Source organism: Anaerostipes rhamnosivorans (genome assembly GCF_005280655.1).
Classification (GTDB): domain Bacteria; phylum Bacillota; class Clostridia; order Lachnospirales; family Lachnospiraceae; genus Anaerostipes; species Anaerostipes rhamnosivorans.
This window is the reverse complement of sequence record NZ_CP040058.1, coordinates 1,116,481-1,141,698: the sequence shown is the minus strand read 5'-3', so window position 1 is coordinate 1,141,698 and position 25,218 is coordinate 1,116,481. Positions and strand designations below refer to the sequence as shown.

At 43.4% G+C, this 25,218-nt stretch carries 27 protein-coding genes; 6 read left to right on the top strand and 21 right to left on the bottom strand.

Translation table 11 applies throughout. The features are described 5' to 3' along the window. Positions 1-38: 38 nt before the first annotated feature. Positions 39-428, top strand: a complete 390-nt coding sequence (locus AR1Y2_RS05590; RefSeq protein WP_137328090.1) for a tautomerase family protein — start codon at positions 39-41, stop codon at positions 426-428. Positions 429-549: 121 nt separating this feature from the next. On the opposite strand, the gene AR1Y2_RS05585 is transcribed toward AR1Y2_RS05590, so the two are convergent. The 9 genes from AR1Y2_RS05585 to AR1Y2_RS05545 all read right to left on the bottom strand — a co-directional run bounded on the left by AR1Y2_RS05585 (position 550) and on the right by AR1Y2_RS05545 (position 9,949). Next, positions 550-1,077, bottom strand: coding sequence for a methyltransferase family protein (locus tag AR1Y2_RS05585; RefSeq protein ID WP_137328089.1), 528 nt, complete (start codon positions 1,075-1,077; stop codon positions 550-552). A gap of 41 nt (positions 1,078-1,118) precedes the next feature. Beyond that, on the bottom strand, positions 1,119-1,475 hold the full coding sequence (locus AR1Y2_RS05580) for a DUF1048 domain-containing protein (RefSeq protein WP_137328088.1): 357 nt from the start codon (positions 1,473-1,475) through the stop codon (positions 1,119-1,121). Next, positions 1,475-1,798, bottom strand: a complete 324-nt coding sequence (locus tag AR1Y2_RS05575) for a PadR family transcriptional regulator (protein WP_137328087.1) — start codon at positions 1,796-1,798, stop codon at positions 1,475-1,477. Before AR1Y2_RS05575 ends, AR1Y2_RS05580 begins: the two co-directional genes overlap by 1 nt. Before the next feature lie 442 nt (positions 1,799-2,240). Beyond that, complete coding sequence (locus AR1Y2_RS05570) at positions 2,241-3,392, bottom strand: iron-containing alcohol dehydrogenase (protein ID WP_137328086.1); 1,152 nt, start codon at positions 3,390-3,392, stop codon at positions 2,241-2,243. 37 nt (positions 3,393-3,429) lie between these two features. After that, entirely contained in the window at positions 3,430-4,215 is a 786-nt protein-coding gene (locus AR1Y2_RS05565) for a 5-deoxy-glucuronate isomerase (protein WP_137328085.1), read from the bottom strand. 15 nt (positions 4,216-4,230) lie between these two features. Further along, complete coding sequence (iolD, locus tag AR1Y2_RS05560; protein WP_137328084.1) at positions 4,231-6,168, bottom strand: 3D-(3,5/4)-trihydroxycyclohexane-1,2-dione acylhydrolase (decyclizing); 1,938 nt, start codon at positions 6,166-6,168, stop codon at positions 4,231-4,233. Between the two features lie 6 nt (positions 6,169-6,174). Then, a complete protein-coding gene (iolC, locus tag AR1Y2_RS05555; RefSeq protein WP_137328083.1) occupies positions 6,175-7,191 on the bottom strand; it encodes a 5-dehydro-2-deoxygluconokinase in 1,017 nt (338 codons plus the stop codon). Between the two features lie 540 nt (positions 7,192-7,731). Continuing rightward, entirely contained in the window at positions 7,732-8,343 is a 612-nt protein-coding gene (locus AR1Y2_RS05550; RefSeq protein WP_175403592.1) for a DUF3793 family protein, read from the bottom strand. A gap of 574 nt (positions 8,344-8,917) precedes the next feature. Then, a complete protein-coding gene (locus AR1Y2_RS05545; protein ID WP_137328081.1) occupies positions 8,918-9,949 on the bottom strand; it encodes a LacI family DNA-binding transcriptional regulator in 1,032 nt (343 codons plus the stop codon). A gap of 174 nt (positions 9,950-10,123) precedes the next feature. Between AR1Y2_RS05545 and AR1Y2_RS05540 the strand changes: the two genes are divergently transcribed. The 3 genes from AR1Y2_RS05540 (at position 10,124) to AR1Y2_RS05530 (ending at position 11,494) form a co-directional block, all read left to right on the top strand. Beyond that, positions 10,124-10,726 carry a flavin reductase gene (locus AR1Y2_RS05540; protein ID WP_024728162.1) on the top strand — a complete coding sequence of 201 codons (603 nt, stop codon included), beginning with the start codon at positions 10,124-10,126 and terminating at the stop codon, positions 10,724-10,726. Positions 10,727-10,906: 180 nt separating this feature from the next. Beyond that, positions 10,907-11,173 (top strand): type II toxin-antitoxin system Phd/YefM family antitoxin, encoded by a 267-nt coding sequence (locus tag AR1Y2_RS05535; protein ID WP_137328080.1) that lies wholly within the window; start codon positions 10,907-10,909, stop codon positions 11,171-11,173. A gap of 3 nt (positions 11,174-11,176) precedes the next feature. Beyond that, positions 11,177-11,494 carry a type II toxin-antitoxin system RelE/ParE family toxin gene (locus AR1Y2_RS05530; protein WP_137328079.1) on the top strand — a complete coding sequence of 106 codons (318 nt, stop codon included), beginning with the start codon at positions 11,177-11,179 and terminating at the stop codon, positions 11,492-11,494. Positions 11,495-11,507: 13 nt separating this feature from the next. Here AR1Y2_RS05530 and AR1Y2_RS05525 read toward each other — a convergent pair whose 3' ends face one another. The 6 genes from AR1Y2_RS05525 to AR1Y2_RS05500 all read right to left on the bottom strand — a co-directional run bounded on the left by AR1Y2_RS05525 (position 11,508) and on the right by AR1Y2_RS05500 (position 18,221). Then, complete coding sequence (locus AR1Y2_RS05525; protein ID WP_243118867.1) at positions 11,508-12,371, bottom strand: Cof-type HAD-IIB family hydrolase; 864 nt, start codon at positions 12,369-12,371, stop codon at positions 11,508-11,510. Positions 12,372-12,524: 153 nt separating this feature from the next. After that, complete coding sequence (locus tag AR1Y2_RS05520) at positions 12,525-13,931, bottom strand: MFS transporter (RefSeq protein WP_137328078.1); 1,407 nt, start codon at positions 13,929-13,931, stop codon at positions 12,525-12,527. Between the two features lie 16 nt (positions 13,932-13,947). Then, a complete protein-coding gene (locus AR1Y2_RS05515) occupies positions 13,948-14,889 on the bottom strand; it encodes a sugar phosphate isomerase/epimerase family protein (RefSeq protein WP_137328077.1) in 942 nt (313 codons plus the stop codon). A gap of 29 nt (positions 14,890-14,918) precedes the next feature. Further along, positions 14,919-15,836: a sugar phosphate isomerase/epimerase family protein gene (locus AR1Y2_RS05510; RefSeq protein ID WP_137328076.1), complete on the bottom strand. Its 918-nt coding sequence runs from the start codon at positions 15,834-15,836 to the stop codon at positions 14,919-14,921. A 14-nt stretch (positions 15,837-15,850) separates the two neighbouring features. Next, on the bottom strand, positions 15,851-16,864 hold the full coding sequence (locus AR1Y2_RS05505) for a Gfo/Idh/MocA family protein (RefSeq protein ID WP_137328075.1): 1,014 nt from the start codon (positions 16,862-16,864) through the stop codon (positions 15,851-15,853). Positions 16,865-17,192: 328 nt separating this feature from the next. Then, positions 17,193-18,221: a LacI family DNA-binding transcriptional regulator gene (locus AR1Y2_RS05500; RefSeq protein ID WP_175403591.1), complete on the bottom strand. Its 1,029-nt coding sequence runs from the start codon at positions 18,219-18,221 to the stop codon at positions 17,193-17,195. A 234-nt stretch (positions 18,222-18,455) separates the two neighbouring features. Between AR1Y2_RS05500 and AR1Y2_RS05495 the strand changes: the two genes are divergently transcribed. Further along, positions 18,456-19,220, top strand: a complete 765-nt coding sequence (locus tag AR1Y2_RS05495) for a DeoR/GlpR family DNA-binding transcription regulator (RefSeq protein ID WP_137328073.1) — start codon at positions 18,456-18,458, stop codon at positions 19,218-19,220. An 86-nt stretch (positions 19,221-19,306) separates the two neighbouring features. Here the strand turns inward: AR1Y2_RS05495 and AR1Y2_RS05490 are convergent, their stop codons facing one another. The 5 genes from AR1Y2_RS05490 to AR1Y2_RS05470 all read right to left on the bottom strand — a co-directional run bounded on the left by AR1Y2_RS05490 (position 19,307) and on the right by AR1Y2_RS05470 (position 23,334). Beyond that, a complete protein-coding gene (locus AR1Y2_RS05490; RefSeq protein ID WP_137328072.1) occupies positions 19,307-19,906 on the bottom strand; it encodes a cytidylate kinase-like family protein in 600 nt (199 codons plus the stop codon). A 210-nt stretch (positions 19,907-20,116) separates the two neighbouring features. Further along, positions 20,117-20,716 (bottom strand): DUF3267 domain-containing protein, encoded by a 600-nt coding sequence (locus tag AR1Y2_RS05485; RefSeq protein WP_243118866.1) that lies wholly within the window; start codon positions 20,714-20,716, stop codon positions 20,117-20,119. A 23-nt stretch (positions 20,717-20,739) separates the two neighbouring features. After that, complete coding sequence (locus tag AR1Y2_RS05480) at positions 20,740-21,504, bottom strand: alpha/beta fold hydrolase (protein ID WP_137328071.1); 765 nt, start codon at positions 21,502-21,504, stop codon at positions 20,740-20,742. A 153-nt stretch (positions 21,505-21,657) separates the two neighbouring features. Next, positions 21,658-22,260, bottom strand: coding sequence for a cytidylate kinase-like family protein (locus AR1Y2_RS05475; protein WP_137328070.1), 603 nt, complete (start codon positions 22,258-22,260; stop codon positions 21,658-21,660). Positions 22,261-22,500: 240 nt separating this feature from the next. Continuing rightward, positions 22,501-23,334 (bottom strand): AraC family transcriptional regulator, encoded by an 834-nt coding sequence (locus AR1Y2_RS05470; protein WP_137328069.1) that lies wholly within the window; start codon positions 23,332-23,334, stop codon positions 22,501-22,503. Between the two features lie 151 nt (positions 23,335-23,485). Between AR1Y2_RS05470 and AR1Y2_RS05465 the strand changes: the two genes are divergently transcribed. Further along, positions 23,486-23,665 carry a hypothetical protein gene (locus AR1Y2_RS05465; protein ID WP_137328068.1) on the top strand — a complete coding sequence of 60 codons (180 nt, stop codon included), beginning with the start codon at positions 23,486-23,488 and terminating at the stop codon, positions 23,663-23,665. A 99-nt stretch (positions 23,666-23,764) separates the two neighbouring features. On the opposite strand, the gene AR1Y2_RS05460 is transcribed toward AR1Y2_RS05465, so the two are convergent. Then, complete coding sequence (locus tag AR1Y2_RS05460; RefSeq protein WP_243118865.1) at positions 23,765-24,847, bottom strand: transaldolase family protein; 1,083 nt, start codon at positions 24,845-24,847, stop codon at positions 23,765-23,767. Positions 24,848-25,218: the final 371 nt, after the last annotated feature.

Below are 25,218 nucleotides of genomic sequence, written 5' to 3'. Positions count from 1 at the left end.
ATTTTTATATGTCAATCATAGAAAGAGAGGATTTCGTTATGCCATTAATTCAAGTAGATCTGTTAAAACAAAATGATAAAGAAAGACTGAGAAACATCCTTGATACGATCCACCAGTGTGCCGTAGAAGCTTTTGATATACCAGAACGGGACCGCTACCAGATTGTGAACCAGCATGATCCTGAAGAAATGATCCTGTTAGACACAGGCCTTGGGTTTGAACGAACAAAGAACCAGATCGTCATCCGGGTCACAAGCAAACAGAGAACTCAGGATAAAAAAGAGCTGCTCTATTCTCTGCTTGGCCAGAGGTTAAAAGACCGATGCCAGATCGAACCCCAGGATCTCTTGGTCTCCATCGTGGAAAATGGGGATGCGGACTGGAGTTTTGGATTCGGAAAGGCCCAGTTTCTGACCGGGGAACTGTAAATTTTGTATATAACAGCGGCAGCTGGTGTTACATGTCACCGGCTGCCGCTTTCCTTCAATCCCCTTAAAGAACGAGCGGCTAGGAGATGAGATGGCTTGCCCGCTTTGTTTGTTGTAAGCTTTAAAGATAGCGCCTTACCTTTTTCATATACTGCCTGTACACTTCCCCAAATTTCTCAATGCACCATCTCTCTTCTGATAGAATGATCCAGTGGGAAGTAATCTGAAAGATAAGGACAAAACCATATAAGATCAGGGAACGCGTCAGCACAGCGCATCCTAAAAAACAAACAAAATAAGATACATACATAGGATTGCGCGAAAAACGGTAAACACCTTTATAATTTAATCCCGTCTCTGAAGGAGCCGAGAAATCCAGCATTGAAACCGCACACAGTACCAGTCCTGCTAAATAGATCACAAGACCTGCAACAAACAGCCATGTACCTTCTATCTTTACTGTGAGAAACCATAAATAGATAAAGATCGCTGCATTTGAAATCTGGTAAATCCAATATGCCGGCACTTCACTTCCGTTCATGGGCGGAAAGTACGCCGCCCGTTTTACCGCCCCTTTGCTCAAAATCGATAAAAAGCCGAATCTGATAAGCAAAAATGGGATCAATAACAAAAACCCATTGATCTTCATTCCAACACTCCTTTTTGCAGCACCTTCTGCATCTGTCTTGACTATCTTTTTACTTTTTTCGCAATGTCACGGTTCAGCTTATCGCGCCAGCGATTCGTGTATGTTTTCACATCTTTCAAAAGCTCATCTACAAACCCTGCAACATCTTCTCCTGTCACATCCAAAACATTTTTACCATCTGCCGCACAATCTTCAAACAAATCGATCAATCCATACTGCAACTCCAGCATATCATATCCATCCCCAGAAGCAAACGACCACATATGTTGTTGTATCTTTTTGAATGTGTACTGGTAGTCTTCAGGCAGCGCTTCGATCCGGGCCATCTGCTGTTTATACGCACGTTTTTCTTCCATTATATTCTTGATATTAAAATATTTATTAAAAAATTCATTCATTATGTTTTCTCCTTTAACTGTTTCATTTTTGATGTAATAAAATCCCACTTTGCCCAGAACAGCTGAAGTTCTTCATACCCTCTGTCATTTAACGAGTAAAACTTTCTGGGCGGTCCCATAGTAGAGGGCTTCTTTTCTATGCTCACCAATTTATTTTTTTCCAGCCGCACTAAAATGGTATAGACCGTACCTTCCACTACGTCTGTGAACCCAAGAGCGTTGAGCTGGCGCGTGATCTCATAGCCATAAGTCTCCTTCAGGCTGATGATCTCAAGGACACACCCTTCAAGCACCCCTTTTAACATTTCCGTTAAGTTTTCCAACTGCAGTTTCCTTTCTGTGAACACAACTAGTATCTTGTAACACTTACTATCGCTATATAATAATACAGAATAGCAAAACTGTCAAGAACGGACTATAAAAGAACAAAGCGGACAAGTCCGCTTTGCGCGCCAAATGCGATTTGACGTAGTCAAATGATTTCCTTACGCATTCTGTGTATCCTCGCGGAGCGTTTTTATGTCATATGAGGTTCCGTAGGAATTTCCTATGACATAAAAAAAGTATGGACCTAGGAGAAAAAAGGTCCATACTTTTGTAATGCAGATATTACACAATAACAATTCATTTTTGAGCCAGGTATTGGAGGGTCAGGCTCGGGGTATTTTTGTTTCATTGTTTTTATTTTTTTAGGAGTTTCAGTGGCATAAATCTGCATTGATCTATATTTAAGTACGTTAAACGCACGTACTTACTACATTGTGATTACCACAGATTGCGGTAAATTTCTTTGACATCTTCTGCTGTGATGGCTTTTCTTGTGTTGGACGGGCTTCCGCTGTCCATGGCATCGTTGGCCATTTTGTCGATCACACTGAAGAATTCTTCTTTATTGATTCCATATTCCTCTAAGGAAGGAGTTTCAAGCTCATCGCAGATATCCACAACTGCCTGAAGGAATTTCTCACTGGCTGCCTGGTCTGTGTCAGTCTCTGCCGCCACATTGATCGCTTTGCCAAGCTCGCCAAAGCGGTCATAAGCCCCGTCCAGCGCATAGATAAAGCATTCCTTCAGCAGCATGGCATTGGAAAGTCCATGTGCCACATGGAACATAGCACCGATTGGACGGCTCATTCCGTGGACTAAGGTCACGGATGCATTGTTAAATGCAATTCCTGCTTCCAGTGCTGCTATTGACATCTGTTCTCTGGCTTCAACATTCTTTCCGTCTTTGAATGCAACCGGAAGATATTTGAAGATCCTTTTAATAGCAGAAAGAGCAAATGTATCGGATAATGGCTGTGCCAGCTTTGATGTATAAGCCTCTGCCGCATGAGTCAGGGCGTCAAGTCCTGTAGCCGCAGTAATCTTAGGAGGTGCAGTCATTGTAAACTGTGGATCGATGATGGCAAGATCCGGCATTAGAACAGCGCCTTTGAGCAGCATCTTGATATCATTTTTTGTATCTGTGATGATGGTAAACTGAGTTGCCTCAGAACCTGTCCCCGCTGTGGTGGGAATGGCAACAAGTGTCGGTGTTTCCTCTGTGATCACTTTTCCCATATAATCTGAAATCTGTCCGCCGCTGGTTACAAGTGCACCAATCGCTTTCATAGAGTCAATTGGACTGCCGCCTCCGAGAGCGACAATAAAGTCACATCCTTCTTCTTTGTAAAGATTCAGTCCGCCTTCAATCATTGTGTCGGTCGGCTCACCGTTGATCTCGCTGTAGATCACATATTCAATATTCTGGTTTTTTAAAGCAGTTTCTACCTTTGCTGCATTTCCAAGATCAACCATCACCTTATCTGTGACGATCAGCGCTTTTTTGCCGAGAGCTCCTAACTTTCCTTCTGCCATATCCAGTGCACCCTCACCAGTATAAATCTGGCCCGGCGCGATAAATTCTCTTGCCATGTTCTTATCCTCCTATACTTTCTTCTGATTTTCTATCTTAGAATTCTGCGTCATGAAGCCAAACGTAGCGTTCGTCTTCATTTCTGTCTGTCTGAAGCCATGGGTTCCCTTCCAGATGACGGATCATCCAGCAAGTATACATTTGGTATCCCGGAGCCACTGCCTGAGGATGAAGTTCTCCCCCTGGAATCGCTGAGAAGCTTCCGTCTGTACTCTTAAATACCTGGTCTCCCACAAAGCTTGCCCCAAATCCTTCCGGATGGTCAAACAGGAAGTAATAAGTTTCCGGCTGCGGATGTCTGTGAGGAAGATATCCTGACCAGTTTCCGCGGTCATTTAAGACTTCACCTAATACCATGTTGGAGTATGGTGCAATGTCATGGTCAAAGATGGTATTGACACGGCGTTTAGCCACATTTCCGAACTTTCCTACACAGGAATATCCCCAAGGAGCATCTTCCGGCGCATACAATTTACTCTCAAATGTCTGGTCATTCATTGTGGACTGTACCAAGATTTCAGAGTCTGCCTTTGCTTCCACTATGACTTTGGCTCCTGTGCAGATATGTACTGCCCAAGGTCCTTCTGTAAATACATCTTTTCTTGTGACTTCTTTGGAAGTTTCATCAAATGAGAATACGACATCCCCTTTTAGTAAAAGAACCGCGGTCTCCTCTTTTTCTTTGCAGAAGGTCTTCACATCTCCCGCTTTTAAGCGGAAGACGCGGATGTCCATCAGCATTTCTTTATAATCATTGTCATATGTTGTTAAAACCTTTTCCCCGTTTACATCAAACTCAGGATAGCCGAATACTTTACCCATTGTCATACCTCTTTTCTAATACTGTCTTGCGTTTTTGCGGCCTTCCAATACTCCTTCACATGCTTTCTGCACGCTTTCTTTCACAGAAGTTGTCGCAATACCTACGTTCCACCATGATTTGTAACCGTCTGTCATTGTTTTCGGAATGACCTTCAAGTCGATCAATGTGGCAACGTCCTGTTTCTTAGCATCGATCAATGCTTCCTCCAGCTCTTTGATCGTTCTTACACTGTACGTCTTGAGTCCGTATCCTTCTCCGACTTTTGCATAGTCAACCGGGATCAGATCACCCTTGATCTCATTGTTTTCATCGCGGTATCTGAACTCTGTTGCAAGACTTCCCACTCCATGATTCATCTGAAGGTTGTTGATACAGCCAAATCCGCAGTTGTCAAATACAAGGATGTTGATCTTTTGTTTTTCCTGCATCGCTGTCATAATCTCACTGTGGAGCATCTGAAAGCTGGCATCCCCCACAACCACGTAGGATTCATGCTCAGGCTCTGCCATCTTTACGCCGAGCGCTCCCGCCACTTCATATCCCATGCAGGAATATCCGTATTCTGCGTGATATCCGCCTCGTTTGTCTGTGGTCCAGATTCTCTGCATACAGCTTGGAAGACTCCCCCCTGCTGTCACAATATTAGCGTCTTCATCAATGACCTCACGGATTTTGCACAATGCTGCAGTCTGAGTGATAAGTCCCCCTGTAAGTTTTACGAATTCAGGAATCGTACGCGGATCTCTCGCTTTGATCTCCGGCTCAAAGTCATCGCCTGTATACTCAATATTCGCAAGGCGGTCCATTTCTTTATCCCAGGCTGCCTTTGCGTCCTGGATCTCTGTTGTGTAAGCAGACTTGTATCCTTCCTCTTTCAGTCTAGCAGAAAGAGCTTCCACTGTCACTTTCGCGTCTCCGACAGCTTTTACTGCATCCATTTTATATGCATGATATTTATTGTTGTTGATCGTCACCATTTTTACATTAGGATTTTTGAACTGTCCTTTAGATCCTGTTGTAAAGTCTGAAAGTCTGGTTCCCACTGCAATGACCACATCAGCTTCATCAGCGATGGTATTGGCAGCCAGGGTTCCTGTGACGCCGATTCCTCCTAAGCAGTAAGGGTGGCTTGACTTGCAGGCACTTTTTCCTGCCTGGCTCTCTCCGAACGGGATGTTAAAGTCTTCGCAGAACTTTTCTACAGCTTCTCCTGCCTCAGAATACTTCACACCTCCGCCCACGATCACTAACGGATTTTTCGCTTCTTTAATGACTTTTACAAGGTCCTCGATCTCTTCTTTTACCGCGCAAGGTCTTGTGATCCTATGTACACGTTTTTCAAACAGATAGTCAGGGAAATCATAAGATTCTCCTTCTACATCCTGGGAGAGTGCAATGCACACAGCGCCTGTCTCTGACGGATCTGTGAGAACACGCATAGCGTTGACCATGGCTGTCATCAGCTGTTCCGGGCGGATGATCCTATCCCAATATTTACAAACCGGTTTGAATGCGTCGTTTGTTGTTGTAGAGAGACTGTCACTCTTTTCTAACTGCTGGAGCACCGGGTCCGGCTGTCTTGTGGCAAATGTGTCAGAAGGCACTACCAAAAGCGGAATATTGTTCACTGTAGCTGTAGCCGCTGCTGTCACCATATTTGCCGCTCCGGGTCCTACAGAAGATGCACAAGGAATGATCTTCCTTCTTCTATTTTGTTTTGCGTAAGCTGTCGCTACGTGGCACATTCCCTGCTCATTTCTTCCCTGAAGAACCTTTAAGCTCCCAGGATTGCTGTCCAATGCCTCTCCGAGACCAACGGCGATCCCGTGTCCGAAGATAGTAAAGAAACCTTCTACAAATTTTGTTTCTTCCCCGTCAAATTCCACATACTGATTGTCAAGGAATTTTACAAGAGCCTGTGCTACTGTCATTCTGGTTGTACTCATTTTCATATCCTCCTATACTCTCGCAATCATTTCGCCATATTTGTCTTTTGTCTCGCGGATAAAGTCTTTGACTTCCTGAGGGTTTGGAAGTTCTTCAGAACAAGAATGGCTTCTCACCATCATGGCCGCTTCCGCACTTCCGAATTCCAGACACTCGATCATATCCCATCCTTCAAATATTCCATATAAGAAGCCGGATGCATATCCGTCTCCGCCCCCAAAGCCTTTTAACGCCTCAACCGGGAACGGTTTGATTGAATAGTCATTTCCGTCATTGGTATATGCTGTAGATCCTTTTTTGCCATGTTTGATGACAACGATCTTTGCATTTTCAGTGTTCCATGCCTGTGCAGATTCTTTGTCTGTTCTGCCCGGTTTTATCAGTTTTTCTGTCAGGTCAAATTCTTCTCTAGATCCCATGATGATATCTGCTTCTCTGGCTACTAAAGAATAGTAGATTGAAATCTCATCGGAATTTTTCCAGTTGTATTCTCTATAGTCAATGTCAAAGATGATCTTTGTATCATTTTTCTTGGCAAGCATCACTGCTTTTAACACTGCTTCCCTGGATGGGCTCTGTGCCAATGCTGTTCCGGAAACCAGGATTGCTTTTGTGTTCTTTATGTATTCTTCGTCAATGTCATCCACAGATAACTGTAAGTCTGCGATGCAGTTGCGGTACATTAAGATGCTGCTTTCTTCTCTGGAAAGAATTTCTGTAAAGGTAAGTCCAAGCTTTTCTCCGTTCGTACATTTTGTAATATGGGATGTATCGATTCCCTCTTTATTGAAGAAGTCTACTACATACTCTCCGAACTGGTCATCAGAAACTTTGCCGATGAATCCGGCTTTCTTTCCGTGCCTTGTGATGCCCACTGCGATGTTTGCCGGAGATCCTCCCACATACTTCTTGAAGGTAGTGCACTCAGATAACGGGTGGAAATAATCTACCGGGTTAAAATCGATGGCTACCCTTCCGATGAGTACTAAATCCATTGGTCTTGTCTGGTCAAATTCAACATACTTCATAACTTTCACCTCAGTTTTGTTTTTTACGCACATTGCGTGTTATTTGCGTGTTTCATTATTTTTCTTGTTCTCTTTCAATGCGTTTTATGTGCTTTTCTTATGTGCTTATAGTATCACGCACGCTATTTATGTGCAAGCACTTTTTATAAAAAAGATCGTTTTTGCTACATTACACAAATGTATACACACTTCTTCGTCATTATTGCACAATTATTTAGCACGCAAGTACACGCAAAAAAAGAAGAGCAAGACACCATATGTGTTTCACTCTTCTATCAAATTAAAAGTATGACATTTTCCACATGATTTCCGTTCGGCTCTTAGAATGCCTCACTCCAATCATGTAGAAAATGGATGTAGTGTCTGCTAGATAAGAACGACAGCTAAACAGAAGGTCCCATCCTACGATAGTTTTTCTTCATTGTCGGAAGGAGGCCTTTCCAGAGCCGACTGGAGATAATGGAGAAAAACTCATACCTTATCGTGCGTAGCACGCCTATCGGAGGATATAAAATACGGTGTGCCCTGCGGGTATATTTTTTAATATTGTTTATGGATCCTGTAATTGGTGTAGGAAGCTGCAATCTGCGCCAAAGGCTTTTTGTGCTGTACCTGTTTGATGATTTGATACCTCACAAGGTCATATACTTCAAACCGTTTTCTGGTGTCCTCCGGGTTTCCGTAAACCTTCCAATACCCTGAAAACAGATAACTGTGCCCCTGATGTCGGATAAATCCTTTTACATCACACAGCGGGTATCCAAGAATCAGACCCAGTTCATGGGGAAATCCTTTTCTACCGTTTTTGTACTCCCAGTAGTTTTTACATAAAATCGTAAACATGTCATTTAGCTGAACAGAATCATATCCACAATCCCTCATAAATGTTTCATGTTCTCTTTTCATCAGATATTGTTCAAGTTCTTGTTCCCTGTACAACAGCCAGACACACCGTTTCGCATCGGCATATAACAGTCTGTATTGAATTCCAGTGTCTTTCAGCGCCTGCGTCAGGGAAAATGTTTCTTCCCTGTCCAGAGTCACCGCATTTGAAGGCTTTACTCCAGCAAACACCTGTGCACAGTGAGCCGCAATCTTCATCTGCACATCATTTTTATATGTGAACCTGCCAAGCTCTAATCGGCAATTCATCCGGCCGCTCCTTCCTTTGGTTATTAGTATAACCTTAGGATGGACACTTCCTGAACTTATTATGTATGACATTTTCACCAGTTCTCCGGCTTGCTGTCTCAGGGACGTAAGATTTTCTAACTTTCAGCAAAGTCTCTCCGGCGGCCCGTTCGGAACTCGCTAACGCTCAGACAGCCTCACTGCGCGATGCGCACCGCCTCCGAGTCTTTGCTTCAAGAAGAAAAACTAACGTCCCTTCGAATGCAAGGCCTCCGAACTGGTGAAAATGGACGTAATGTCTGCTGGAGCAGGCTGCTACAAGACAAAAGGCGCCGCCTCTAAGAGTTTTTCTTCATTGTTGGAAGGAGGCCTTTCCAGAGCTGACTGGAAACAATGAAGAAAAACTCTCATAGGATAGCACCTTTTATTTTGCGACAGCCTGAGACGGCAGAAATAATGTTTCTAATTCGTTATTCACCACTACTTTCAGTTACTTTTCCAGATATCGAAATACAGAAGGAGCCGACAACACGAGTTTTTCACCACAATCGGAAGGAGGCCTTTCCAGAGCCGACTGGAGATTGTGGTGAAAAACTCAAACATTGTATTTGTTCTTGATTTTTATATCGGTATAGATATGGTCCTTCTCCGGCATTTCTCCTTTTTGGATCATGTTATAAAGCAGGTTCGGAGGCCTGTAACCCTGTTCGTAGCCTTCCTGGTCAATCAGAAAATCATACCGGTCTTCTTTAAGGGCTTTTGTATTCTTAGGCGTAGCGTCATAGACTATGACATATGGCCTCTTATCAAGCTTCAGCTTCTCAAAAGCCAGGCATACTCCAGCCTGTCCGCCGGATGCCACAAAGACTCCAGCCAGATCCGGTGCAATGGCCATTGTATTTTCGATGATCTTTTCCACTTCCTTTGTCTCATCAAAGCTGCTCTGGACGCCCAGCAGTTCCATTTCCGGATAGGAATTCTTGATCTCCTGCACGAAGCCTTCCACACGCAGACTGTTTACACTGTTGGTAAAGAATCCCGTGATCACGAGGACTTTGCCCTTTCCTCGTGTCAGCATTCCCATGAGCCCTGCGGCGGTACACCCGCTTTTCTTGTTATCCAGTCCCACAAAACATGCACGCTTGGTGCCCACGATATCGGAGTTAAATGTGACCACTGGGATCCCCTTTTCCTCCATTAAGCGGTTCAGCCGTTCCCTGACACACTCTGACTGCACCGGCATGATGGCAAGGCCGTGGATCCCCTCCGCTTCCAGTTCGTCAATGGCTTTTATCTGGGCTTCTTCATCTACGGATTCAATATCCTTCAATAAAAGCTCCACTCCCAGATACTCCAGCTCCCGCTCTGCATCACGGATCCCCGCTTTAACAGGGATCATAAAGGAGGCTTCTGAGAGCTGGGTGATGACCCCGATCTTTATATTTTTGTCTGCTTTCTGCGTGTTCTTTTTTGTCTTCCTGTTAGAATGATAGTCTAGTTCTTTGGCGATGGCCATGATCCGCTCTGCCACTTCCGGCTTGATTCTGCCCCGGTTATTAAGTGCCCGGTCCACGGTCCCCCGGGAGACCCCGGCACGCTCTGCAATTTCTTTGATTGTTCCTGCCATGTGCTTTCCTCACTTTTCCTTTTTATTTGACACATTGCACGCATTTGTTTTATTATAACCGCGCATTTCTGAAAAGTAAAGCAATATCCCATTCGGGCATTGCAAATGTGTCATAAAGGGATTATAATTCGAATATATTGACAATACTCATCAAGTATAGAAAGGGGTTTTTATATGAATCAAGCAGCAATGTTTCAACTAAGCTACGGTTTGTTTGTACTGTCAGCAAAAGACGGAGACAAGGACAACGGCTGTATCGTCAACACAGTCCAGCAGGTCACGACCACACCGAACCGTATTTCCGTAGCAGTCAATAAAGGCAATTACACTCATGATATGATCCGGGACACCGGTTCCTTTAATGTATCCATCCTGTCCGAGGAGGTTCCCTTTGATATTTTTAAGCATTTCGGATTCCAGAGCGGCAGGGATGTTGACAAGCTGAAGGATTTCTCCGGCTATGACCGTTCCTCCAACGAGATTATTTATTTAAGCCAATATGCGAACGCATTTCTCAGCGCTTCTGTGGCAGAGACAGTTGATCTGGGCACACACACAATGTTTATCGCCGATGTCACAGACGGAGAAGTCTTATCAAATATACCTTCTGTTACCTACGCATATTATCACAAGAATATCAAACCCCAGCCGCAGGAAACAAAGAAAACCGGCTGGCGCTGTAAAATCTGCGGATATATTTACGAGGGTGAAGAACTCCCCGCCGATTTTGTATGCCCGATCTGTAAACACGGCGCTTCTGATTTTGAACGAATCTAGCTAGAATAGGGTTGCTCTTACAATAAAATACCTCTAAAGCAGACACGGCAGACAGCCAAAACTGCTTTAGAGGTATTTTTATATCTTGATACAGATATCTTTCTGCCAAATTGACTATATTGTATAAAACAGTTATAATATAGATAGAATATTACTATCATCTTAAAAGGAGGAATCAGTATGAATATTCGTCCATCTGCGGCAATCCGTCAAAATTATAATGAGATTGCTGATATATGCAGAAAGACCTCCGAACCGGTTTTTCTTACCAAAAACGGTGAAGGAGATTTGGTTGTTATGGACATCGAAACCTATAGCAGAAGGGAGAAAATGTTAAAACTCAGAGAAGAACTTCTATCAATTGAGGAAGACCGGCTTGCCGGAAGATCCGGCTGCACTCTGGATGAGTTAGACACTTACCTTGATGATGTGATTACAGAGGTATAAAATATGACAGAATATGAAAAATACAAAGTCGTTGTTTCCGACAGGGCGGTAAAAATGTTAGGAACTCATATCCGTTTTATAGCACAGGTTCATAAGGAAGCAGCGACGGCTAAAAAGAAACAGATAACAGCCGCCCTGCATTCCCTTTCACATATGCCACAAAGATTTCCCTACTTTGAGGAAACGTATATTCCTTCAAACAAATATCATAAGATGTTTATTGAAAAATGGTATCTTGTTCTCTATCAAATTCAAGATAAAACAGTGTACATCGAATATATTCTCGACTGCCGGAAGGATTATAACTGGCTTATTCATTAGCACGAAACGCACTTTAATTTTTCAAAGCCAAGACTTCAATTGCCTTGGCAACTCCGTCACTGTTGTGATCGTCCGTTATATAATCCGCAATCTCTTTCATCTCATCACTGCCGTTTTCCATGACAACCCCGATCCCTGCCGCCTCGATCATTTGATAATCATTCTCGGCATCGCCGCAGGCCATGATATTTTCTTTCTTTAAGTCCAGGTGCTCCATCAGATGGGCCAGCGCATCACCCTTATTGCAGGAATGAAGAGAAATCTCCAAATTATTCTTTAAGGAAGCCACAACAGCATATAAACCACATTCTGTCAGTTCCTTCCTCGCCTTTGCCCGTTCTTCCTGGTCTTCAAAAAACAGCGTCATTTTTTCTGAAGTTCCGCCTTCCTTTTGGATAAATTCTTTTAAATCCTCTACCGGCGTCCTGGATGCACGGATCATCTCCTCGGAATACTCTCCCAGGTGAAATGATTCCAGCCTATAAAGCTCTTCTTTATAACAGTATACCTTTCCATCCTTTGCTATGCTCCGGAAAGCATGGTACGGATTGACCGCTTCCAAAAGCTTGAGGATCTGATCTGTGTCAAACTGGTTTTTGTAAATCGACCTCTGTTCGTGTAAATCATAAACCCTGGCCCCATTGCTCAGTATGCAGTATCTTAATCTCTTAAGATCCGTCAGTTCCTTCGGAAGCCCGTTCACTGACCGCCCGGTGGCCGGGACGATCTGAATTCCTCTGTCCATTGCCTCTTCTAATACTTCTACTGTCTTTTGTGTAACTTCCTTCTGGCTGGTCAGAAGTGTCCCGTCCATATCCATGGCGATCAATTTAATTTCCTGTTCTTTCATCCCGTCTCCCACTGTTCCTTTCAGCATGTTTTATACCCTTGAGAACCTCTTGCTAAATTCATCTGTTCCTGCTTCATTATACTCCAGATAAAACACCAGGAAAAGACCTCTCCGCTGATTTCATCACACAGAAAGGCCTTTTCGTCTATACAATCTAACAAACATATGAATCAAACAATTTTATTTATCTTCTTTTAACTCGATCTTAGCTTCCCGTTCCAGCAATTCTTTCATAACCTTCGGATATTCTTTATCCAGGTGATAGAAACAAAGGATGAAGATCATAATAACTCCCAGCACTGCAATCCCATAGATGAAAAGGTTTGAAATGGTACTCAGAGCCTGTGCGCTCTGGGCAGATGCATTTCCGCTGTATGTATTTGCCTCCATAATAAAACCGATGAGGGCAGAGCCGATCCCCTGACCGAACTTCTGTCCTGAAGTAACGGCCGACTGTATGGCACCTGCAGTACGCAGCCCTGTTTTCCACTGTCCATACTCAATGCAGTCTGCGATCATTGTAAAGATCATGCCCAGGATCGGTGTCATACCAATTCCTCTCAACAGACCGCCGAAGGTTACAAGGGCAATGCTCGTAGGGTTCAGCAGAAGGATCAAGGAACCTCCGATGATAAACAGGGCGCCCAGCATACACCAGTTTTTCTTGGTTGTAAAGTCCATGACCTTGCCAAGGAGCAGAGTCGCAATGATCGTGATCCCGTAGCATGCTGTATTTACATTTCCGATGATATTAGTATCACCTACGATCCATTTGCAGTAATAGGTGGCCATTGTCCCTGAAAAGGTCTGATACATGGCGAAGAATACGAAGAAAAGGAACAGCATGACAAAATATTTATTTTTAAATAATGCCGGTATGGCCTTTTTCAGCGGGATCTTTTCACCTGCCATGTCATCTTTCACCACAACTCTCTCCCTGACGGAAGCAAAGCAGAACAGCATCATAGCCGCTGCAAACACAGCGTAAATAGCAGTCAGCACAACCCAGTTTCTCTGGGAGTCCATTCCGCCTCCCGGCATCATGCCGAGAATCCTTGTAAAGAGCAGAGTTACCAGAATATTTCCAACCGGGCTCATTGCCATGCGGACAATGTTGATCTTTGCCCTCTCATCCTGGCTTCTGGTCATATAAGTCATAGTCGTGGCAAACGGCAGCTGAAACAGAGTATATACCACGGTCAGCATCAGATTGTAGGTAATAAAGATATAAACAGCCTGAGCCATCGGCGCAATCTGCGGAACTGTCATTAAAAGAACCGCTGCAACCGCATACGGGATGGACATTCTTAGCATCCAGACACGGGCCCTGCCGTATTTGGACCTGGTGCGGTCCACAATAAATCCTGCTGTGATGTCGGAAACCCCGTTAAACACCTGGGATATGGCGATGATCATTCCGATCACAGACGGTGAAACATGTGCCACATCTGTGTAGAACATGACCAGAAGACTGGTCGCTATGGTAAAGACAATGTTTGTAGAGATTTCTCCACATCCGTACGCAAACTTTTCAAATCCGGTAACACGGTCCTTCTGGGTCCATTTGTTATATCCGTTGAGATTCATTCCTTCACCTCTTCTCCTATTTGCTGATCGTCTGATTCAAGGCGTCAATGGAAGTGGCCAGTCCGGCTTCCACGCTCATAGTCAAGTCTTCCATCTCAAGTGAAACATGTCCGTCATACCCCATCATGTGACATACAGAGAAGAATTCTTTCCACCACTGAAGATCCTGTCCGCATCCCACAGCAACATAGTTCCATGTGCGGTTCTTTGTATCAGTTACCGGTTTGGACTCTGCCAGTCCATTGATGTCACACAGTCCCCGTTCAATTCTAGCATCTTTTCCGTGTACATGATAGATGCATCCCTCTAGTGCACGCACTGCGGCAATTGGGTCCGCCCCCATGGCGATCAGATGGGAAGGATCCATATTCATGCCGATCATCGGGTCAACGGCATCCCTTAATTTCAGCAGTGTCTCAGGATTGTAAACCAGCTGGCACGGGAATTCTTCGATGGCGATTTGTTTTACTCCATGCTTTTTACAGTGCTCTACAAACTTCTTCCACCAAGGGATTGCTACATCCTCCCATTGGTAGCGGACTGTTTCTACCATATAGTCCGGCCATGACACTGTGGATGTGATCCAGTTTGGAGTCTTGTCCCCAGGCGCGCCTGCCGGGAGCCCTGACATCATGACTAATTTCTCCACTCCCAGTCTGCCGGCCAGCACAGCGGTATCATAGATAGACTTCGTATGTAATTCTCCCATCTCTGCAGGTGAAAGAGGATTACCAGAACAGTTAAGGGCCGCGATCTCCATCCCTCTTTTTTCAATCTCCGCTTTGTATGCAGCCAGCTTGTTTTCATCCTCAAGAAGTTCCTGTGTAGGTACATGCTTGCAGCCTCCCCAGCCTCCCGCAGTCATCTCCACGGCGTCAATTCCTAGTTCTTTCACCTTATCCAGCATTTTGGTAAAGGATAAATCTCCTAATACATCTGTGCAAAGAGCTAATTTCATAATCTTACTTCCTTTCTTTTCTCTGATTTTTATTTTAACAGTTCCCGTTCAATGCGTTCTCTTGCTTCCGGCGCCTGTTTCTCCATCTTTTCCGGGAATCCGAACATGGATACACATGCGATGTTGTCTCCTCCGGCTTTCGGCGCATCTTCCCTTAACTGGCTGTTTGCGAAGTCCATCTCTCTTAACGTCTCAAAGATCCCGTCAAAGTCCACGTCTCCCTCTCCCATGGCTAAATGCTGGTGGATGGTCACATCCGCTTTTCCTCTTCCGTTTAACCACGGCGGGTTGGCGATATAGCGGCAGTCCATGGTCTGGTTGAACGTATCCGCAAACAGTACGTGGGTCAGTTCTTCCCCTGCGTACTGTAACATGGAGCGCACATCCCCTTTTCCCTCGTCATAGAAGAATCCATGTGGGGAAGAATACACATATCCAAGGTTCGGGGAGCGGAAGGATTTCACCAGATCACAAGTCTCATTGTTTAATTCGCAGAAGTCATACGGATGGGACTGGATCTCCACCCGGAGCCCTTCCCTCTCAATGATCGGCAGAAGTTCTTCCATAGAACGGAACCACATGCCGTTGCAGATCTCCTGCTGGTTGGGATCCCCGGACAGCTCCGTGTTGATTACTGGCACACCCATATCCACGGCGATCTCAATCATCCGTTTCCAGTTGGCTACTGCCATCTGTCTCTGCTCCTCTGTAGGTCCGGACCAGCGGTACACCACGATAAATGAGGAGATCTCCACTCCGGTCTCCCGGAGTGCTTTCCTGTATTCTGCCTCACATTCCCTGGAGAACAGCGGGTGTTTATAGAATGGATTGATCCTTGGATGCGGAGACTGTTCGATGTATTTATAACCCCAGTCTGCAACTTGATGCACCATCCGGTTGATATCCATCTGCTTTGCCAGCACATCCACGTCAAACGCTATTTTCATTCTTACATCCCTCCTTAATTATAAAAATCAGGTTTTTCTTCCATTTCAATTTTAACTACTGTCTGGTTATCTCTTGCTTTAGAAGCAGCCTTCGCTGTCACCTGTCCAACATATCCGTCCCACGCTGTCGGTCCGTCCACACGTCCTTCTTTTGTGGAATTGATCCATTCCTGGATTTCTACGTTGTAGGCATCTACGAATCTTGTGGACCAATCACTGTGGATTGCATGTCCACGGACAGCATTGGCGCATACCTCAATGTTAGACGGTTCAGGAAGATTTAAGATCGCATCCTCACAGCACACTTCACATTTAATATCATAGCAGTGCCCTGTGTTGACAAATGCCTCCACGTCAATTCTCACTCCTGATTTTGTAGTCAGGATCATTATCTGCGGATCCATCAGGTTTGCATGGGTCCTTCTTGTATTCTTAGCAAATACAACTTCTGCAGTGTCATAGTCTTCATCAAGAAGCCAGCGGAGTACATCAATCTCATGGATCATGGAATTTTCCACTGCCATCGGTGTGTCATAGCTCTCATCCACAGCAGGATTTCTGTGTGCACAATGCAGAAGAAGAGGTTCTCCATATGTACGGTTCTTGATCGCTTCTTTTAATTGACGGTATCCCTGATCATATCTTCTCATAAATCCGACCTGGACCAGCTGTTTACCCCCTGAGATCTCTGCCTCCACGATTCTTTTGCACGCCTCGGCTTCCGGTGCCAGCGGTTTTTCACAGAATACATAGATGCCTGCCTTGATCGCCGCCATAACATACTGCTCATGGTATGGGTCTATGGTTGTGACAATAACTGCGTCAATATCTCCGGAGGCGATCATCTCTTCCCCATCTTCATAAAACGTACATCCATAATTCTCCGCAACCTTTTTCCCGAATTCTGTATTGACGTCAGAACACGCTATTACCCTGCCGCCCTGCAGCTGGTCATTGATCCTCTCAATGTGCGTTCTTCCAATCGCTCCAACTCCAACAACTCCGATTCTCAGTTCTTTGTTATCCATAGTTCGTACTCCTTTATTATTCGCCATTTATGAGTTATATTAAAGAGCTCGTGCTCTTAACTTATGTTTTTATTATATCAGTTTTTTTTCAAAACACAATAAACAAAGTTCACAAGAATTTAACCTTGTTTTTGGTATAATTGTCCAGTTTCCAAATAATACTCTTGTTTTTGGCATGCAAAAAATGCGATTATATCAATTGTTATATATTTTTTTGATCATTTTAAAAGAGCTCGTGCTCTTTTTCTGGAGTAATTGTCTTTTATTAAGAATATGAAAAAACAAAAGAAGACCCGGGAATCTGTTTTCAGCATTCCCAGATCTTTTTCTATTCAATACATTCTTTTAAAATGATCTTCATGTCTGTATATAAGTGCTTGCGCGGCGGCTTCTTTTCATAGATCAGATAGTCCATCATCACGTCCAGGGCCTGGCCGCCCTGCTTTTTAAGCTCTGTTGCAATGGTCACGTCTACTACTTTTTCCTTGACCAGATCTAACACCTCCGGATAGTCTTCATAGCATATCACCTTGATATCTTCCCTTTTCTCCTGCCTCAGCACTTTGCCTACTTCCTTGACGCCTCCGCAGGTAATAAAAATACCATCCAGCTTCTTTTCTTTGTCCAGAAGCTTCTTTGTCTCCTGCACAATGATCGCAGGATCTTCGTCTGTACGGATGCTCTTGAGCATATGGATCTTCGGATACTCCTTCTCCAAAAGCCCCCTGAATCCCCCTTCCCTTTTGTCAAAAAAGAAAGACTGCCTGGCATCTCCGTCGCTGGTGAAAACCGCCACACTGCCTTTGCCGTTTAAAAACTCTCCCATGAGCCTGCCTGCAACCTTGCCTGCCCTGGAGCCATCCTGCCCGATAAAGCAGAACCTCTGGCTTCCTTTTATATCAGAGTTGACCGTAACCACCGGGATCTTCATGCTCATACAATAATTAATAGCATGGACAATCTCCTCGGAGTTGATAGGGCTTAAAATGATGCCGTCAACCTTTTTCTCAATCATCTGATGGATCAGCTTCAGCTGCCCGTTGATGTCAGGATACATCACACTGTGGTAGTCCAGCTGGATATCAAAAGACTGATAGGATGTAAGCTCCCGCCGTATCCCTTCCCTGACAATCTCCTCGGCATCCACCTTCAACAGGATAATGCCGATCCTTATGGTTTTTTTCTGCATTTTCAGAGCCTGTCCGATGGGATTTGGTTTATATTCGTATTCATCAATGATCCTCTGGACCCTCTGTCTTACCTCTTCACTGACACCCTCACGGTTATGTAATACCTTGTCAACCGTCGACCGGTGCACTCCGGCCATTTCAGCAATCTGTTTAATCGTAATCTTCATGCCCGCTCCCTCAATCATTATTTCCGTCTTACTGTAAACCTAGTATACCGCATTATACAGAAAAAATCTAATCCTCCCTGATAAAAAACAGGACGAAGTTTAGATCTTTAAACTTTATCACAACTTACCAAATGCTTCTTTTCAATTTACTCATAATATACTATAATAAAACAAAGCTTTTATTTTTATGACCAGACCAGGCCAAAATTCAAATAAACGAGAGGGAGTTTTCATATGCGTACAAAACGAATTGATGAAATAGAACAGTATATTACAAAAGAAAAGTCGGTTTCTTTGGATACCTTATGCGATATTTTCCAAGTCTCCAAAAACACCATCCGAAGAGATATTGACACGCTTGCAAAAGCAGGAAAAATAAAAAAAGTGTACGGAGGAGTCACATTAAATGACACTCTTCCGTCGAAAAAGCTGCTTCCTTTTGCAGAACGCCACGAAAAATTCGTAGAAGAAAAGAAGGCCATCTGCCGCCTTGCAGCCGATCATATAGAGGATGATGACATTATCTATATCGACACAGGAACAACCTGCCACAATATTGTGGATTATATTTCTGATAAACGATGCACCATCATCACCAACAGTCTGCAGGTTTCTTTGAAAGCTCTTCCTTATGAGAATCTGACCGTTATTTCCCTTCCAGGCTACTTAAAAAGGGAAACCCTCTCCTTTGTGGATGCGAAGATCTCTGAGTATCTTAAGGCTTTTAATATTGGCAAAGCCTTTATGGCATGCACCGGCCTTTCCATTGAAAACGGCCTGACAAACGCCTCCGAGGAGGAATATCGGGTAAAGGAAGCCGTTGTCTCCAACAGCATGCAGCGATATGTGCTGGCAGACCACTCAAAATTCGGCATCTTTTCTCTGATGACTTACTGCCCGCTGGATAAGATCAATTATATCCTTACGGACCAGCTTCCCCAGGAAGAGTATACAGATTTCTGCCGTTCCAATTCCATCACAGTGGAAACCATTGATTAAGAAGCCTATATTATAAAAAAAGGACAGCTCCGGGCAAAACCGGTTCTGTCCTTTTTTATCATAGCTAGAAAAGACATCACTTGTCATTACCTATGTTTTTCAATATACGACAAGATGACATCTGCTGCTTCTTCAAAACTGATCTTACCCATGTTCAGCGCAAGATCATAGTTTATCACATCGCCCCACTTCTGTCCTGTGTAGTAATTGTAGTAAGATTCTCTAGTCTTATCTTCCTTTTTGATGTCAGCCATAGGCACTTCCCGTCCCTCGGCTTCTGAAAGACGCTTCTGTCTGAATTCATCATCTGCATATAGATAAACAGATGTGACATTCTCAAAATCTTTTAAGATGTAGTCAGCGCATCTTCCGAGGAAAACACCGGACCCATAGCCTGCCAGCTTCTGTATGATCTTTCCCTGTTCTTTATACATCTGGTTATACACCGGAATATGACCGGGTGTTCCCATCATGACACTCAGGCCTTCCATATACTTAGAACTCTTCTTGTAATTAAGTTCCTCCATGGCCTGCTCATCCAGGGAGTCAAATCCAATCTTGTCTGCCGCAATGTATAAAATCTCTCTATTGTAATACCATACCCCAAGTCTGTCTGCCAAAATCCGCGCTACTTCAGTTCCACCGCTTCCATGCTGACGACTGATCGTGATCAATGTTTTTTTCATTTTTCAATTCCTTTCTGATTTACTTTTGCGGGTATACCATAAGATACCCATCTTATTTATGACTTATCACTATTATCATCCTTAATTTCCTGTTTCCGCTCTCATTATACTCAATTGATCCTCAGAATACTATAGTAAATTTTATTTTTAGTGAATTGATCATTGTTTATGTAAAAATCAGTCCGGCTCTTGTCAAGTTTATACAATACTTTATTTTTCAAATGAAATAAATCCGCAGTCGGTTGGGTGATCCAGGATCAACCCATTTTTATGCTTCAGAAGATAACATCCAATGGTAAGGTCCCCGCCTGCAGACAGCATATTCAGGACTGCAAGCAAAAAAACCGTATTATTGGGAACGATCATGGAAACTGCAAAAAGGCCCAGACCTAACACACAGAAAGGCAGATATAAGCCCACCGAATAACTGCCGAATTTCAATGGTTCTCTGCAGTGACAGTATGGAGTCAGCGAACTCCACATCACACCAAATGCAATACTTTTCCATCCATCTTTACAATTCAGACTCCACCCTAAACCATGAAGCAGTTCATGGACAAATATGGATGCAAAAAATAGTGCAAAAAAGAAGATCAGATTTCTTCCATTCATGGTCCACCCGCTTTCCCTCCAGCGGATGAAATATAAGATATAAGCTGCAACGCAAATTGGTCCGGCAGTAGCAAACGCCAAAACATTGGCCCTCAACACGGAAATGATCCCAGAGGATTCCTTATATCCTGCCTTTTTCATTTTTTCTCTCTGTCTCTCAAAATTTTCAATCCGTTCCTTCTTTTTGTCTCTATTCAAAACCTCTCTCTGCCTTTCCCGTATTATTTTGTTAAAAACTTCATACTCAACTGATAAAAATCACTTGGATTTGTAAGCATAGCAGGATGCCCTCCCTCAGGAAATAAATATATTTCTCCGTGTCCGATCTTTTTGAGTATATCCCCATAAACTTCTTCAAAAAAATCCGGAGATTCTGCAGATATAAATTCATCTTTCTTACTTCCTGTCAAAAGAATATCAGGTTTTAGGGACTGCAGTGGCTTATGAAAGAAGGTTCCGATCTCTTGGCTGTGTTTAAAGACAGCATTTGTGTCATTATCAACAACCTGTTTCCAGTCAGCACCATGCATACTGAGATAAAACATTCTTGTATTTTCATCCTGTTTAGACAGCGCTCTGTCAGCTTTGATATTTGCAATAAATGGTTCCAGAGGTTTTTCACCTTCAAAACTGTCTGCTATCACTTTATTGACAAGATGCGGAGCTTCTAACGCAGCATTGATGGCTGCCAGTGCTCCGCCGCTGCTTTCAATAATATTAGCGTTTGTATAACATTTTTCTCGTAAAAATGCAATGACCTGTTCTGCCTCGTAGAACCACAGATCTGCTGGAAATTCCTGCAATCGTTCAGATCTCCCATGCCCCAGGAAATCAATTAATATGACCTTAAAGTCGGATTGATACATTTTCACAATCTCACAAAACATATTTGAAGATGCCGTGTTCCCATGGAGGAATAATAAAGGCTTTCCTGCGCCGGTTTCCTCATAATACACTTGTTTGTTTTCAAACATAAAATGACTCAAGTCAAAGTCCTCCTGACGTCTTTCGATTTTCACCTTTTTTGAAACTTTTGCTTCGAGAACATTATAACCTGATACAGCAGACCCCACAAGAAAAAGAACACCACAAAAACCAAAGATTGGTTTTCATGATGCTCTGCCTTGATCTACCGTTGACTATTTCTGTCGTTTTTCTATGTACTCAAGAATCAAATCCGCACAGTTTTCAGGACTGATCTTCGTCATATTGACAGCCAGATCATAATTTTGTACATCGCCCCATTTCTGTCCAGTGTAATAGTTATAGTACGATTCTCTTGTCTTATCTTCCTTCTTCAATTCTGATTTTGTGACCTCATGGCCTTCCGCCTCAGACAAATGCCTTATACGGAATTCATCATCTGCATAGAGATATATTGTATAAACGTTATCCATATCTTTCAGCACGTAATCTGCACATCTTCCAAGAAAGACTCCAGAGCCATATCCGGCAAGCTTGCGAATGATCTTGGACTGTTCCTTAAACATCTGATTGTAGACCGGAATGTGTCCCGGTGTTCCCATCATAACACTCAGTCCCTCCACATAGCGGGAGCTTTTTTTGTAATTCAGTTCTTCCAGCGATTTCTCATCCAGATCATCCACGCCGATCTTCTCAGCAGCCATATATAGGATATCTCTGTTATAGTACCAGACATCCAGCTTGTCTGCCAAAACCTGCGCAACCTTTGTTCCATCACTTCCGTACTGGCGGCTGATGGTGATCAATGTTTTTTCCATAGTTTCTCCTTTCCAATCTCGGTTTTAGAAAATTATCATAATATATTCATAATTTGCAATAGTTATCTAACAATATTCAAATATATTATAAATATATATTCTAATTATACTCAATTTATCACCAAAAGTCTATCTCTTTTCCAAATTCCCGACTTAGTATACAGATAACCCATGGGAAAAACAATCTTTATAAAAGAAACAAAAGCAAGCTTGCTTATTCTTTGCAGGCTTGCTTTTGTTTTATGTCTGTCCTTTTCTCTCACTGCGGACTTCCCTCGGTGTGCTCCCATAGATTTCCCGGAACATTTTGATGAACAGTTTATAATTTTTAAATCCATGCTTCTCAATAAGATCCATGATCCCCTCTTCCGTGTTGCAGATATCATAGTATATGTGCAGCAGACGGACCTGGTTGACATATCTTGAGAAAGACACTCCCATATTCTTTTTAAAAAAGCGGCTGAAATACTCACGGTTCAGATAAAAATGAGAAGCGATCTCTTCCAGCGGGATCGGATCTCTGTAATGCTCTTCAATATAATCCGTGATTGCACCCAGACGTTTTAAAGCCCCTTCCTTCTCTGCAGTCCTCCCGATATCCTTTTCCCCGAAATGATTCAGCAGCTCATACAGAATCTCCATAGCGACTGCCTGGCTTTTTAGCTCATATCCCACGGGCTGTCTCACATACAAAAGGGGAAGCTTACGCAAAAGTCCGCAGACCGAATGGTATTCCTTTTCTTTTCCATGCTCCGCGCTCTCCCGGCTGCAGGACAGACGGAAGCTGTCAATGTCCTTGACGTAGTTCTTCATCCTTTTCCTGGAGAACTGGATTATGATCATCATGGACACTTCCGCACACTTCATCTCATGGATTTTATTGGAGTCAATGACCAGTAGATCTCCCGCTTTTGTGAGATACTCTTTCCCATCAAAGATCACAGATCCCGTACCGTTCAGCACATAGATCAGCTCGATGGCCGTATGCCAATGGGGAGGGGTATACTGTCCCTTGTTAGTCCAATACCTGATATCTATGCCTGTCCTTTCAAGTCTGTAGAGTGTTTCATACATATGTCAGCGTTTTCCTTTCCTATCATCCAGCCTCCATGTCAATATTGCCCTAAAAACTGGTCAAAAAATCATCTAATCAATCCTTGTATACAATGATATCATAGGAACCGTAAAAGAAAAACATCCATTTTAAAAGAAAGGAGGAACCGATATGACAAATACGAAAGCAGTACAGATGAGTGCAGCAAGCACTTCTCCAGCCAATACAGCAAAACTGTCCTTGAAGGAGAAAGTGAAAAAATATTTAATTGATAACTGTGATGTCATCAACGCCGGAATCACAGCAATGAACGGCGGTCATTACTATATAACGCATAAGAAGAGAATGTGAGGTACACATGCAGAACGATGAAACATCTAATGAACCAATGAAACAGTAAAACAGCAGGTATGATCCATAGAATACCTGCTGTTTTGCCGTCTATGTATTTTATTTTCTAATTGGTTCTCCAACCATCAGTTTTCTGATCACTCCGAGAAGGCTTTCATACCCTCCCAGGAACTGGTTAATGGTCTTTACAAAGGCTCCGTAGTGTACAAATTCTTCTGGTTTCAGGCCGTCTTCCTCATATGCCATAATAAAATCAGGGATCTTCTTCAGTTCATTTAGATATTTTTCCGGAACCGGGCGGTCCATACGCTCTTTTACTTCCACGTCGCTTCCGTTGATCTTCTCCTGCCAAGGCTGGGTGATGGTGAGCACCACGTCACCACCGATAAACTCTGACCAGTGGAAATAATTCCTGTATGCAGCGGCCAAAAGTCTTGTCTTATATCCGCGTTCCTGATAGATTTTATATGCATTCTTGAATGCTGCAACTCCCGCATACTCTAATGCGCACGGATCCAGGCACAGATTGTCCCGTTTCACTGCTTCTTTTACCCAGTCATCCGTGCGTCCCACCATGATGGTGCACACCGGTGTTATATTCTCGTTAGAAAGTCCCGCTTCTTCTCTCCGTTTCAATCCGCGCTCTACTGCCTCTGCCACTGCTATGGCCTGTGCCACAGTGAAAGATACGGTAGCGTTGATACTGATACCTGCGAAGGTAGCTTCCTCAAATGCCTTGATTCCCGCTGCAGAAGTCGGCATTTTAACCATGATATTCGGTGCCAGGTCCCCGAATCCGATTGCTTGTTCTGCCATTGCGTCTGCATTTCTGTATAATTTTGCGTTGGTCTGGATGGAGATTTTTCCTTTTTTATGATTTGTCTTTTCATAGACCGGATTAAGAAGTTTGGCTCCGCGCACTGCCATCTGTTCGATCAGGCGCCATGCAACCTCCTCCTCTGTTGCGTCCGGCATTTCATCGATCCACTTTATAAGAGTATCTTCCCAGAGATTCATCTCCTGATTTAATACATTTCCTACGATCACAGGATTGGTGGTAGCCCCGGTTGCTCCACGGTCGATGGCATACTCCAGTTCTTTTACCGCACAAGAATCGTTCCAGTATTCGGTCTGCGGGAATTTTTCACTAGTTTCAAACAGTTTTCCTTTTGCGTCTGACATAAAGAAGACTCCTTTCATGAGAAAGTCGTTGGTTACATAATGATTATATATTAGTATATCTTGGTGATATTTTCAATAGATAATCCTAATTTTAATCAACATATTATCATTTCATTTACATCAACCTTTACTTTTTCTCCAGAAACACAAGAATTCTGTAAGATTTGTTTATATTTCATTTAGAATTGTTTATTTTCTATCCATTGTTTCCTACGGTAATCCTGCTATACTAAAAACATACCTCATAAGACATGAAACACAGCATGTCCCTGAGGCAATCGTTTTTCATATATATTTTTAATCCTCTCTTTTCATTAAATATAAGAACCCCGCAGTGTATTCTGCGGGGTTCTTATTATGATACCGGGATC